The organism is Streptomyces sp. NPDC002138 (assembly GCF_040296485.1).
Taxonomy (GTDB): Bacteria; Actinomycetota; Actinomycetes; order Streptomycetales; family Streptomycetaceae; genus Streptomyces.
Genome location: NZ_JBEOXE010000010.1, coordinates 1 through 12710, shown reverse-complemented (window position 1 = coordinate 12710; position 12710 = coordinate 1). Strand labels below are relative to the sequence as shown.

General features: G+C 69.3%; 11 protein-coding genes. 9 read left to right on the top strand and 2 right to left on the bottom strand.

Annotated elements, in window-relative coordinates; genetic code table 11:
- The first annotated feature begins 193 nt into the window (after positions 1-193).
- The 6 genes from eccD to ABT084_RS08880 all read left to right on the top strand — a co-directional run bounded on the left by eccD (position 194) and on the right by ABT084_RS08880 (position 7324).
- Positions 194-1696: a type VII secretion integral membrane protein EccD gene (gene eccD, locus ABT084_RS08905; protein ID WP_351039779.1), complete on the top strand. Its 1503-nt coding sequence runs from the start codon at positions 194-196 to the stop codon at positions 1694-1696.
- 188 nt (positions 1697-1884) lie between these two features.
- Positions 1885-2172: a 30S ribosomal protein S15 gene (rpsO, locus tag ABT084_RS08900; RefSeq protein WP_330332947.1), complete on the top strand. Its 288-nt coding sequence runs from the start codon at positions 1885-1887 to the stop codon at positions 2170-2172.
- 286 nt (positions 2173-2458) lie between these two features.
- Positions 2459-4681 carry a polyribonucleotide nucleotidyltransferase gene (locus tag ABT084_RS08895; protein WP_351040095.1) on the top strand — a complete coding sequence of 741 codons (2223 nt, stop codon included), beginning with the start codon at positions 2459-2461 and terminating at the stop codon, positions 4679-4681.
- Positions 4678-6054, top strand: a complete 1377-nt coding sequence (locus ABT084_RS08890) for a M16 family metallopeptidase (protein WP_351039775.1) — start codon at positions 4678-4680, stop codon at positions 6052-6054. The genes ABT084_RS08895 and ABT084_RS08890 overlap by 4 nt, the downstream gene beginning before the upstream one ends.
- 45 nt (positions 6055-6099) lie before the next feature.
- Positions 6100-6852, top strand: a complete 753-nt coding sequence (gene dapB / locus ABT084_RS08885) for a 4-hydroxy-tetrahydrodipicolinate reductase (RefSeq protein ID WP_351039772.1) — start codon at positions 6100-6102, stop codon at positions 6850-6852.
- A 19-nt stretch (positions 6853-6871) separates the two neighbouring features.
- Entirely contained in the window at positions 6872-7324 is a 453-nt protein-coding gene (locus ABT084_RS08880; protein WP_351039769.1) for a tetratricopeptide repeat protein, read from the top strand.
- A gap of 66 nt (positions 7325-7390) precedes the next feature.
- On the opposite strand, the gene ABT084_RS08875 is transcribed toward ABT084_RS08880, so the two are convergent.
- Entirely contained in the window at positions 7391-7957 is a 567-nt protein-coding gene (locus ABT084_RS08875) for an SCO5741 family PH domain-containing membrane protein (protein WP_351039766.1), read from the bottom strand.
- Positions 7958-8061: 104 nt separating this feature from the next.
- Entirely contained in the window at positions 8062-8301 is a 240-nt protein-coding gene (locus tag ABT084_RS08870; protein ID WP_351039763.1) for a hypothetical protein, read from the bottom strand.
- Positions 8302-8505: 204 nt separating this feature from the next.
- Here ABT084_RS08870 and thyX point away from each other — a divergent pair, with 204 nt between their 5' ends.
- The 3 genes from thyX (at position 8506) to ABT084_RS08855 (ending at position 12216) form a co-directional block, all read left to right on the top strand.
- The gene (gene thyX / locus ABT084_RS08865) at positions 8506-9246 is read left to right on the top strand and encodes an FAD-dependent thymidylate synthase (protein ID WP_351039761.1); all 741 of its coding nucleotides are present in this window, start codon (positions 8506-8508) and stop codon (positions 9244-9246) included.
- Between the two features lie 234 nt (positions 9247-9480).
- Positions 9481-10380, top strand: coding sequence for a 4-hydroxy-tetrahydrodipicolinate synthase (dapA, locus tag ABT084_RS08860; protein ID WP_351039758.1), 900 nt, complete (start codon positions 9481-9483; stop codon positions 10378-10380).
- A 150-nt stretch (positions 10381-10530) separates the two neighbouring features.
- A complete protein-coding gene (locus ABT084_RS08855; protein WP_351039756.1) occupies positions 10531-12216 on the top strand; it encodes a ribonuclease J in 1686 nt (561 codons plus the stop codon).
- Positions 12217-12710 lie beyond the last annotated feature (494 nt).

The following is a 12710-nucleotide window of genomic DNA, read 5'->3' as shown; positions in this document are numbered from 1 at the left end:
AACCGGCGCCCCCAAGTCCCGGGTGCGGAGCGGGTGTCCTCCGCGCGGTGGTGATCCTACTTGCCGACAGTCCGGCTTATGCCCGGTAGGGTGGCCGCGCGCAGCATGCGCATCCGCGAATCCGCATCGCAGCAGCAGCGCCGTGCGCGACGGAGCCGCGTCGGACGAGTGCGCCAACCAGGGGGTCACACAGGTGAGTACGGCCGCAACGACGGGTTTCTGCAGGGTCACCGTCGTGGCCCCGGACAGCCGCATCGACGTCGCCCTCCCCGAGGACATCGCCGTCGCCGACGTCTATCCGGAGCTGCTGCGCCTCACCGGCCAGACCCAGCCCGTCGGCGCCCCCACCGGCTACCACCTGGTGCGCCGCGACGGCACCGTCCTCGACGGCGCCCGCACCCTGGCCGGCCAGCAGGTCCTCGACGGCGAGGTGCTGAGCCTGCGCCCCTTCGCCGAATCGCTGCCGCCCGCCGTCTTCGACGACGTCTCCGACGCCGTCGCCTCGGCCGTGGTCCGCGACCGGCACCGCTGGAGCGACGACATGCTGCGCGGCGCGGGCCTGGCCGGCGCCGTCCTGCTCCTCGTCCTGATGGGCTTCGTCCTCTGGTACGCCGACCCGGTCCGCCACGACATGCACGGCCTGCCCGGCATCATCGCGGGCACCGTCGGCCTGCTGCTCACCGCCGCCTCCGGCATCCGCGCCCGGGTCTACCGCGACCGCGGCTCCGCCGTCGCCCTCGGCCTCGGCGCCCTCCCGCTCCTGCTGATCGCGGGCTCCGGGATCATCGGGCCCGACGCGGGCCAGGGACCCGGCCGGCTCCAGTTCCTGCTGGGCTGCGTCGTCGTCCTGGTCGCCTCGGTGGCCCTGGCCGCCCTCACGCCCAGCGGCGACGCCCCCTTCGTCGCGGCCACCTTCCTCGGCGCCACCGGCACCCTCGCCACCTTCGTCGCGATCCTCACCGAGGCCTCCGCGACCGCGACCGCCTCCGTCTGCGCGCCCGCCGCCATCGGGCTGGTCGCCTTCCTCCCCGGCCTCTCCGCGCGCTTCGCCCGGCTGCCCATCGGGTACGCGGCCCCGCAGAGCTCCGTCGAGGGCTACGAGAGCCCGGACCGCTTCGAGACCGAGCCGTACGGCGACCCCTCCTCCGACACCCCCGAGGCCGGCACCCCCCTCGACGCCGACCTGATCGCCGCCCAGGCCCGCCGCGGCCACGAGATGCTGCTCGGCCTGGTCGGCGGCTGCGCCGCGGTCGTCGTCGGCGCCGCCGCGGTCCTCGGCTTCTCCGACAACCTGTGGGGCCAGCTCCTCGCCCTGGGCGCCGGACTCGCCATGCTGCTGCGCGCCCGGCTCTTCCGTTACACCTCGCAGGTCGTGTGCACCCTGGTCGCCGGACTCGCCGCCATCGCCCTGCTCGTCCTCGGCCTGGCCCTGAACCCGCCGGTCGCCATGCTGCGCGACCTCCTCCAGTACGGGGACCACGGAAACCTGGACATCCGTACGATCTGGCTCTCCGCCGCCGTCGCCGCGGGCGCGGCCCTGCTCGCCATGATCGCGCTGGTCATCCCGCGCAAGGGTCTGTCACCCTTCTGGGGACGACTGCTCGACCTCACCGAGGCGGCCGTGCTGCTCAGCCTGGTCCCGCTCTGCCTGGCCGTCCTCGACGTGTACTCCTCGGCCCGCTCGCTCACCAGCTGACCCGGGCCGGGCAGCTCCGGTGGCCTGGTAGTCTGGGTGACGGCCGCTTGTGTACGCGTTCCCGGAGCCTTCTGCGAAGCCTCTGACGAACTGCGCCCAGCGGATCCGCCTCCCGAGTTACGGAAGCTCCCCAGAGAATTCGACCTGGGGCACTCGGTGGCTACGAAGACCTATTACGAGGAGTACGCGTGCCGCTCGACGCCGCTACGAAGAAGCAGATCATGACCGAGTTCGGCACCAAGGAGGGCGACACCGGCTCCCCCGAGGTGCAGGTCGCGATGCTCTCCCGTCGCATCTCGGACCTGACCGAGCACCTGAAGGCCCACAAGCACGACCACCACTCGCGTCGTGGCCTGCTGATCCTGGTCGGCCAGCGCCGCCGCCTGCTGCAGTACCTGGCCAAGAAGGACATCGCGCGCTTCCGCATCCTGGTCGAGCGCCTCGGCATCCGCCGCGGTGCCGCGGGCGCCAAGTAAGAACGCCGTGAAGGGAGCGGTTCCCACGATTAGGGGACCGCTCCCTTTGCTGTACGTGCGGGACGTACCGGACGCTTTGTAGTCTGGTCCGCAGCACAACAGAAGAGGAGGAGCGCCCTCCCTACGCCGCCGGTCCTCGGTAGTGGCACCCGGAAGGTCCGTACGCCGGGCCCCGCACCGGATGCTTCGATCGAAGACCGGCCCGCACGCAAGGAGCGCTTCTCCGAAAACCGGCCCCCGCCACACGGGCGCGGGCCGGGAGACGACGAAAATGGAGAAAACGCTAGTGGAGAACGAGACCCACTACGCCGAGGCCGTCATTGACAACGGTTCCTTCGGCACCCGCACCATCCGCTTCGAGACGGGCCGTCTGGCCCGCCAGGCCGCCGGCTCCGCCGTTGCCTACCTGGACGACGACACGATGGTGCTGTCCGCCACCACCGCGTCGAAGAAGCCCAAGGACCAGCTCGACTTCTTCCCCCTGACGGTGGATGTCGAGGAGCGGCAGTACGCGGCCGGCAAGATCCCCGGCTCCTTCTTCCGTCGTGAGGGCCGGCCCTCCGAGGACGCGATCCTCACCTGCCGCCTGATCGACCGCCCGCTGCGCCCGTCCTTCAAGAAGGGCCTGCGCAACGAGATCCAGGTCGTCGCCACGATCATGGCGCTCAACCCGGACCACCTGTACGACGTCATCGCGATCAACGCCGCGTCCGCGTCCACCCAGCTGGCCGGTCTGCCCTTCTCCGGCCCGATCGGCGGCGTCCGCGTCGCGCTGATCCGTGGCCAGTGGGTCGCCTTCCCGACGCACACCGAGCTCGAGGACGCCGTCTTCGACATGGTCGTCGCCGGTCGCGTGCTCGACGACGGCGACGTCGCGATCATGATGGTCGAGGCCGAGGCCACCGAGAAGACCATCGCCCTGGTCAAGGACGGCGCCGAGGCTCCCACCGAGGAGATCGTCGCCGCCGGTCTGGACGCCGCGAAGCCCTTCATCAAGGTCCTCTGCAAGGCGCAGGCCGACCTCGCGTCGAAGGCCGCCAAGCCCACCGGCGACTTCCCGGTCTTCCTGGACTACCAGGACGACGTCTACGAGGCCCTCTCGGCCGCGGTCAAGGGCGACCTCACCAAGGCGCTGACCATCGCGGGCAAGCAGGACCGCGAGGCCGAGCTGGACCGCATCAAGGAGATCGCCGCCGCGAAGCTCCTCCCGGCCTTCGAAGGCCGCGAGAAGGAGATCTCCGGCGCGTACCGCAGCCTGACCAAGGCCCTGGTCCGCGAGCGCGTCATCAAGGACAAGGTCCGCATCGACGGCCGCGGGCTCACGGACATCCGTACCCTCGCCGCCGAGGTCGAGGCCATCCCGCGCGTGCACGGCTCGGCGCTGTTCGAGCGTGGCGAGACCCAGATCCTGGGCGTCACCACCCTCAACATGCTCCGTATGGAGCAGCAGCTGGACACCCTTTCCCCGGTGACCCGCAAGCGCTACATGCACAACTACAACTTCCCGCCGTACTCGGTCGGCGAGACCGGCCGCGTGGGTTCGCCCAAGCGCCGCGAGATCGGCCACGGCGCGCTCGCCGAGCGCGCGATCGTCCCGGTCCTGCCGACGCGCGAGGAGTTCCCCTACGCGATCCGCCAGGTGTCCGAGGCCCTCGGCTCCAACGGCTCGACCTCCATGGGTTCGGTCTGCGCCTCGACCATGTCGCTGCTGAACGCCGGTGTGCCGCTCAAGGCCCCTGTCGCCGGTATCGCCATGGGTCTGATCTCCCAGGAGATCGACGGCAAGACGCACTACGTCGCCCTCACCGACATCCTCGGTGCGGAGGACGCCTTCGGCGACATGGACTTCAAGGTCGCCGGCACCAAGGAGTTCGTGACCGCTCTCCAGCTGGACACCAAGCTGGACGGCATCCCGGCCTCCGTCCTGGCCGCGGCCCTCACCCAGGCCCGCGACGCCCGCCTCCACATCCTCGACGTGATGATGGAAGCGATCGACACGCCGGACGAGATGTCCCCCAACGCCCCGCGGATCATCACGGTCAAGATCCCCGTGGACAAGATCGGTGAGGTCATCGGCCCCAAGGGCAAGATGATCAACCAGATCCAGGAGGACACCGGCGCCGAGATCACGATCGAGGACGACGGCACCATCTACATCGGTGCCGCCGACGGTCCGGCCGCCGAGGCCGCCCGCGCCACGATCAACCAGATCGCCAACCCGACCATGCCGGAGGTCGGCGAGCGCTACCTGGGTACGGTCGTCAAGACCACCACCTTCGGTGCCTTCGTCTCCCTCATGCCCGGCAAGGACGGCCTCCTGCACATCTCGCAGATCCGCAAGCTCGCCGGTGGCAAGCGCGTGGAGAACGTCGAGGACGTGCTCGCGGTCGGTACCAAGGTCCAGGTCGAGATCGCCGAGATCGATTCCCGTGGCAAGCTGTCGCTGATCCCCGTGATCGACGGCGAGGCCGCCGACGCCGACGCTGACAAGGACGACTCCGACAAGTGATGTCGCGTAGTTCCCGTGTGACGGCCCGCCCCTCTTCGGAGGTGCGGGCCGTCGCCCGTACCCAAACCCTGCTCCCGGGCGAGAACGGGATCGGCACGGTCCGTCGCACGACCCTGCCGAACGGCCTGCGCATCGTCACCGAGACGCTGCCGTCCGTGCGCTCGGCGACCTTCGGCATCTGGGCCCACGTCGGATCCCGCGACGAGACCCCCACGCTGAACGGCGCCACCCACTACCTCGAGCACCTCCTCTTCAAGGGCACCAAGAAGCGCAGCGCCCTCGACATCTCCTCCGCGATCGACGCGGTCGGCGGAGAGATGAACGCCTTCACGGCGAAGGAGTACACCTGCTACTACGCACGGGTGCTCGACACGGACCTGCCGCTCGCCATCGACACGGTGTGCGACATGCTCACCGGCTCGCTGATCCGTGAGGAGGACGTCGACGCCGAGCGCGGCGTCATCCTCGAAGAGATCGCGATGACCGAGGACGACCCGGGCGACTGCGTGCACGACCTGTTCGCGCACACCATGCTGGGTGACACCCCGCTGGGCCGCCCCGTGCTCGGCACCGTCGACACGATCAACGCGCTGACCGCCGACCGGATCCGCCGCTTCTACAAGAAGCACTACGACCCCACGCACCTGGTCGTCGCCGCCGCGGGCAACGTCGACCACGCCAAGGTCGTCCGCCAGGTCCGCACCGCCTTCGAGCGCGCCGGATTCGACGGCACCGGCCAGGAGCCCGTCGGCCCGCGCACCGGCACCCGCCGGATCCGCGTCGCCGGACAGGTCGAGCTGGTCAACCGCAAGACCGAGCAGGCCCACGTGGTCCTCGGCATGCCCGGGCTGGCCCGCACCGACGAGCGCCGCTGGGCGCTGGGCGTCCTGAACACCGCCCTGGGCGGCGGGATGTCCTCCCGCCTCTTCCAGGAGGTCCGGGAGAAGCGCGGCCTGGCCTACAGCGTGTACTCGTACACCTCCGGCTTCGCCGACACCGGCCTCTTCGGGGTCTACGCCGGCTGCCGCCCCAGCCAGGTCCACGACGTCCTGCGGATCTGCCGGGACGAGCTGGACAAGGTCGCCACCGAAGGGCTCACCGACGAGGAGATCCGCCGCGCCATCGGGCAGCTCTCCGGCTCCACCGTCCTCGGCCTCGAGGACACCGGCGCCCTGATGAACCGCATCGGCAAGAGCGAGCTGTGCTGGGGCACCCAGATGTCGGTTTCCGACATGCTGGGACGAATCGCCGAGGTGACCCCGGACGACGTCCGCGCGGTCGCACGGGATGTACTGGCCCAGCGGCCGTCGCTGTCGGTGATCGGCCCGCTGAAGGAGAAGCAGGCCGCGCGCCTCGACGAAGCGGTCGCGTAGGAACGCAGGACGTCACGGACGTACGGACGTAAGGAAGCGAAAGACATGAGCAAGCTGCGCGTGGCCGTCCTCGGTGCCAACGGCCGGATCGGATCCGAGGCCGTCAAGGCCGTCGAGGCCGCCAAGGACATGAAACTGGTCGCCGCCCTGTCCCGCGGGGACAAGCTGGAGACCCTGGCCGAGGCCGGCGCCGAGGTCGTCATCGAGCTGACCACCCCCGCGTCGGTCATGGGCAACCTCGACTTCTGCGTGCGCCACGGCATGCACGCGGTCGTCGGCACCACCGGCTGGACCGAGGACCGCCTCGCGCAGCTGAACACCTGGCTCTCCGGTTCGCCGAAGACCGGTGTGCTCATCGCTCCGAACTTCTCCATCGGCGCCGTGCTCACCATGAAGTTCGCGGCCCAGGCGGCCCGCTACTTCGAGTCCGTCGAGGTCATCGAGCTGCACCACCCGAACAAGGTCGACGCCCCCTCCGGTACGGCGACCCGCACGGCGCAGCTGATCGCGGCGGCCCGCGCCGAGGCGGGCTCCGCCCCGCAGCCCGACGCCACGGTGACCGCCCTCGACGGCGCCCGCGGCGCCGACGTCGACGGCATTCCGGTGCACGCGGTCCGCCTGCGCGGCCTGCTGGCCCACCAGGAAGTGCTCCTCGGCAGCGAGGGCGAGACCCTCACGATCCGCCACGACTCCCTGCACCACAGCAGCTTCATGCCGGGCATCCTGCTCGGCGCGCGCCGCGTGACGCAGACCCCGGGCCTCACCTTCGGCCTGGAACACTTCCTCGACCTCGGCTGAGCAGGCAGTAGCACTCCTTATGCGCGCGAAGATCATCTACTTCATCACGGCCGCCGTCCTGGTCTTCTACTTCGTCCTGGCCGGCCGCCAAGGCGTGACCCTGCTGGCGATGGGCACCTGGATCACCGTCCCCCTCGGGGCGTCGGTGCTGGTCCTGCCCGTCGTCGGCGTGTGGTTCCTGTGGAAGAACACGCGGTTCGTCACCCGTGCCAACCAGCTCTCCACCGAGCTGGAGGCCGAGGGCGGCCTGCCCGTGGACGAGCTGGAGCGGGACGAGTACGGCCGGATCCTGCGGGACTCGGCCGACGAGGTCTTCGCGCGCCGCAAGGCCGAGACGGAGGACGGCCCGGGGGACTGGCGCAACTGGTTCCGCCTCGCCGTCGCCTACCACGACGCGCGCGACACCCCGCGGGCCCGCAAGGCCATGCAGCGGGCGATCGCCCTGCACGACGGAAAGGCCGTACAGGTCTGATCCCTGTACGGCCTCCACGTGCTCGGTGCTGCGCGCCGCCGCGCGGTGCGCGGTCAGCCCACCGGGTCAGCCCACCGGGACGGCCCGGTACTCCTCGGCCCACGCCTCGACGATGCCGGCGGCGCGGTCGAAGGCCTCGGTACGGGCCAGGAAGTCCGCGCTGTGGTCGGTGAGCAGCACCGGCGCCCCGGCCGTGGCCCCGTCACGCCCGGCCACGGTCAGCGCCTGGCCCTGCACCGTCCGGGGCAGGCCCAGCCAGCGCACCGGCTGCTGCACCGTACGGACCTCGCCGACCTCGGACCACGGGATGGAGCGGGTCGAGAAGAAGGACACCCGGCGCAGGCCCGTACGGCTCACCCAGACGCCCGCGCGCAGCAGCCGCAGCGAGGTCCCGATGACCGCGAGCGCGGCGACGGCACAGACGGCCGCCCCGGCCCACGCGCCCGCGAACGCGATGATCATCGTCGCGAGCAGCATAAACGAGGCCAGCAGGAGCAGCAGGGCCGCGATGGCCACCCGCCAGGGGCCGGGCCGGTAGGGCCGACGCCAGCGGTCGGGATCGTCGTGGGGGAGCGCCGCGTCGGCATCGTCCTCGCCGTCGAGGTGCTCGGCCGTCAGGAAGGGCAGGGGCACGGCTGATCCTCACTCACATGCACGTTCGGTAGGGCAGTGCCGGTGAGGCTACCCAGTCCGGTCCCGGCCGACCACCTCAGGGGGGCCGGACGGGTCGGCTGGGCTCAGCGCCCTTCGGCGGCTTCGGACTGCTGGGTCTTCTCGGGGGCCTTCTGCGGCTGCAGTGCGGGCATGCCGAAGAGCAGCGAGCCGACGAGCCCCGCCACCACGGTCAGTCCGACCAGACTACGGGCGGCGATCTGGGGGAGGCCGAGACTCTCGCGTGGCGGCGGGGTGACGTTGCTGCGGAAACGGTCGGCCTCGGCGACGAAGGCAAACGGGACGGGTTCGCGCCGGCGAAACATGGGGGCGACTCTCCTTGCGATCGGGGTGGTTGCTGCTACCCGTAAGGACGAGCGACAGGGCCGATCGGTGCCGGATTTCGGTAACTTAGCGGAACTTTATGGCTGCGCGTCAGATGTGGAACGGTCTGCGGTGCTGTCCGGGGAGCGGGCCCCGGCGCCGTAGAGTGGTCGCGCCCCAAGCGATGCCCTTTGGAAGGACCCCCGGTGAGCGAGACCGCCGCTTCAGATCCGAAACCCAGCTTCCGCAGTGACGTCACGGTGGAGTTGGTGAAGCACTCCGCCGCCGACTCCGACGTGCTGTGGGCGGCCCGGGTCTCCACGGCCGGGGAGCAGTCCCTGGAGGAACTCCAGAAGGACCCCGAGCGCTCCAAGGGCCTGATCAACTACCTGATGCGGGACCGCCACGGCAGCCCCTTCGAGCACAACTCGATGACGTTCTTCATCAGTGCCCCGATCTTCGTGTTCCGCGAGTTCATGCGGCACCGCGTGGGCTGGTCCTACAACGAGGAATCGGGCCGCTACAGGGAGCTGGACCCGGTCTTCTACGTGCCGGACGCCGACCGCAAGCTGGTCCAGGAGGGCCGCCCGGGCAAGTACGTCTTCGTCGACGGCACCGAGGCCCAGCAGGAGCTGACCGGTCGCGTCATGGAGGACTCGTACCGTCAGGCGTACGACGCCTACCAGGAGATGCTCGCGGCGGGCGTCGCCCGCGAGGTGGCCCGCGCGGTCCTGCCGGTGGGTCTCTTCTCCTCGATGTACGCCACGTGCAACGCGCGCTCGCTCATGCACTTCCTCGGCCTGCGCACGCAGCACGAGCTGGCGACGGTGCCGTCCTTCCCGCAGCGGGAGATCGAGATGGTCGGCGAGAAGATGGAGCGGCACTGGGCGTCCCTGATGCCCCTGACGTACGCCGCCTTCAACACCAACGGCCGCGTGGCTCCGTAACCGGATTCCCGTGTGCCGCCCGGGACGTACGCATGTACGGAGACTTGACCGAAGTGTCCGTATTGCGGCGTTTCGCAAAGTTCATCTAGGCTGATCAAACGGACCCGGCACTGCTTGAACCCCCGAGCAGGCAGTGCCGGGATCCCTCACCATCTGGCCTCACGGGGTCGGCACCCCCCTGTTGACGTCCCCCGAGGGGACACCGCGAGCGTGGCAGCGAGTAGCGTGTTACCCATGGCTCCGATCTCGACTCCGCAGACCCCCTTCGGGCGGGTCCTCACCGCCATGATCACGCCGTTCACGGCGGATGGCGCACTCGACCTCGATGGCGCGCAGCGGCTCGCCGTCCACCTGGTGGACGCAGGCAACGACGGCCTGATCATCAACGGGACCACCGGTGAGTCCCCGACCACCACCGACGCGGAGAAAAACGACCTCGTACGAGCCGTTCTCGAAGCGGTCGGAGACCGCGCCCATGTGGTCGCCGGCATCGGCACCAACGACACCGCGCACACGCTCGAGCTGGCCCGCCAGGCCGAGCGCACCGGCGCACACGGCCTGCTCGCGGTCACTCCGTACTACAGCAAGCCGCCGCAGGAAGGCCTCTACCGGCACTTCACCGCGATCGCCGACGCCACCGGGCTGCCGGTCATGCTCTACGACATCCCCGGTCGCAGTGGTGTCCCGATCAACACCGAAACCATCGTGCGTCTGGCCGAGCACCCGCGTATCGTCGCGAACAAGGACGCCAAGGGCGACCTGGGCCGCGCCAGCTGGGCCATCGCGCAGAGCGGCCTGGCCTGGTACTCCGGCGATGACATGCTGAACCTGCCGCTGCTCTCCGTGGGCGCGGCCGGCTTCGTGTCCGTCGTGAGCCATGTCGTCACCCCGGAGCTGCGCGCCATGCTGGAGGCTTACCTCGGCGGCGACGTGCAGAAGGCGGCCGAGATCCACCAGAAGCTGCTCCCGGTCTTCACCGGCATGTTCCGCACGCAGGGCGTCATCACCACCAAGGGCGCGCTGCACCTCCAGGGCCTGCCCGCGGGCCCGCTGCGACTGCCGCTGATCGAGCTGACGGCCGAAGAGACCGCCCAGCTCAAGATCGATCTTGCCGCCGGCGGGGTACAGCTCTGACACCGGCCCCCAGGGCCTTCACAGACTTCACAACTGAATAAGCAGGACCAGAAACACCCACAAGACACACAGCAAGTGCACCAGTGCACGAATGACATGCCCGCCGCGTGCCTGAAGAGGTACGTGGCGCGTGTGGTTGAGGAGATACTTTTGAGCCATCCGCATCCTGAACTCGGTCCGCCGCCGAAGCTCGCCAAGGGCGGCCTCCGGGTCACCCCCCTGGGCGGTCTCGGTGAGATCGGCCGCAACATGACCGTCTTCGAGTTCGACGGTCGCCTGCTCATCGTCGACTGCGGCGTCCTCTTCCCCGAGGAGGAGCAGCCCGGCATCGACCTGATCCTGCCGGACTTCTCGTCCATCCGGGACCGTCTCGACGACATCGAGGGCATCGTCCTCACGCACGGTCACGAGGACCACATCGGCGCCGTCCCGTTCCTCCTCCGGGAGAAGCCGGACATCCCGCTGATCGGCTCCAAGCTGACGCTGGCCCTCATCGAGGCGAAGCTCCAGGAGCACCGCATCCGCCCCTACACCCTCGAGGTGAAGGAAGGCGAGCGCGAGAACCTCGGCCCCTTCGACTGCGAATTCATCGCGGTCAACCACTCCATTCCGGACGCCCTGGCCGTGGCCATCCGCACCGGCGCCGGCATGGTCGTGTGCACCGGTGACTTCAAGATGGACCAGCTCCCGCTGGACAACCGGCTCACCGACCTGCACGCGTTCGCGCGTCTGAGCGAAGAGGGCATCGACCTCCTCCTCTCGGACTCGACGAACGCCGAGGTCCCCGGCTTCGTGCCGCCCGAGCGCGAGATCTCCAACGTCCTGCGCACGGTTTTCGCGAACGCCAACAACCGGATCATCGTGGCGAGCTTCGCCAGCCACGTGCACCGGATCCAGCAGATCCTCGACGCCGCCCACGAGTACGGCCGCCGGGTCGCCTTCGTCGGCCGCTCGATGGTCCGCAACATGGGCATCGCCCGTGACCTGGGCTACCTGCGGGTCCCGGCCGGCCTCGTCGTGGACGTCAAGACCCTCGACGATCTGCCGGCCCACGAGGTCGTACTGGTCTGCACCGGATCCCAGGGCGAGCCGATGGCCGCGCTGTCCCGCATGGCCAACCGCGACCACCAGATCCGGATCGTCCCGGGCGACACCGTGATCCTGGCGTCGTCCCTGATCCCGGGCAACGAGAACGCGGTCTACCGCGTGATCAACGGCCTGACCCGCTGGGGCGCCAACGTCGTCCACAAGGGCAACGCCAAGGTGCACGTCTCGGGCCACGCCTCGGCCGGCGAGCTGCTGTACTTCTACAACATCTGCAAGCCGCGCAACCTCATGCCGGTCCACGGCGAATGGCGCCACCTGCGCGCCAACGCCGAGCTCGGCGCGCTGACGGGCGTTCCGAAGGACCGCATCGTCATCGCCGAGGACGGCGTGGTCGTCGACCTGATCGACGGCAAGGCCAAGATCACCGGCAAGGTCCAGGCCGGCTACGTCTACGTCGACGGCCTCTCGGTCGGCGATGTCACGGAGGCCTCGCTCAAGGACCGCCGCATCCTCGGCGACGAGGGCATCATCTCGGTCTACGTCGTGGTCGACAGCACCACCGGCAAGATCGTGAGCGGGCCGAACATCCAGGCCAGGGGCTCGGGCATCGAGGACTCGGCCTTCGCCGCGGTCCTGCCGAAGATCGAGGAATCGATCGCCCGCGCGGCCGCCGACGGCGTCGCGGAGCCGCACCAGATCCAGCAGCTCATCCGCCGCACGATGGGCAAGTGGGTCTCGGACGGCTACCGCCGCCGCCCGATGATCCTCCCGGTCGTGGTCGAGGTCTGAGGCTCTTCGTAGCCACCTCGTAGCGTCCTCACTGGAGCGGGGCAACCGGATTTGCATCCGGGGGCCCCGCTCCAGTACGTTTACGTCTCCCGCCTCGAAGGAACCCCCGGCACTCACGTGTCCGGGCGCACCCGCGAGCGGGCGGTAAATCGGCCCGGGGAAACCTGATATGGTCTGAACCGCCCGAAAGGGAAAGGTCCCCAACGGCCACCGAATTCCAATTCAACTCCGGTAAACGGAGCGGGAAAAGAATCTGGTAGAGTTGGAATCGCCGGAAAGGGAAACGCGAAAGGCGAAAACCTGGAAAGCGAAACCCGCTTCGACCGGGAATCGGACACGAGAGAGTCTGATAGAGTCGGAAACGAAGAACGAAGCCCGGAGGAAAGCCCGAGAGGGTGAGTACAAAGGAAGCGTCCGTTCCTTGAGAACTCAACAGCGTGCCAAAAATCAACGCCAGAAGTTGATACCCCGTCCACTTCGGTGGATGAGGTTCC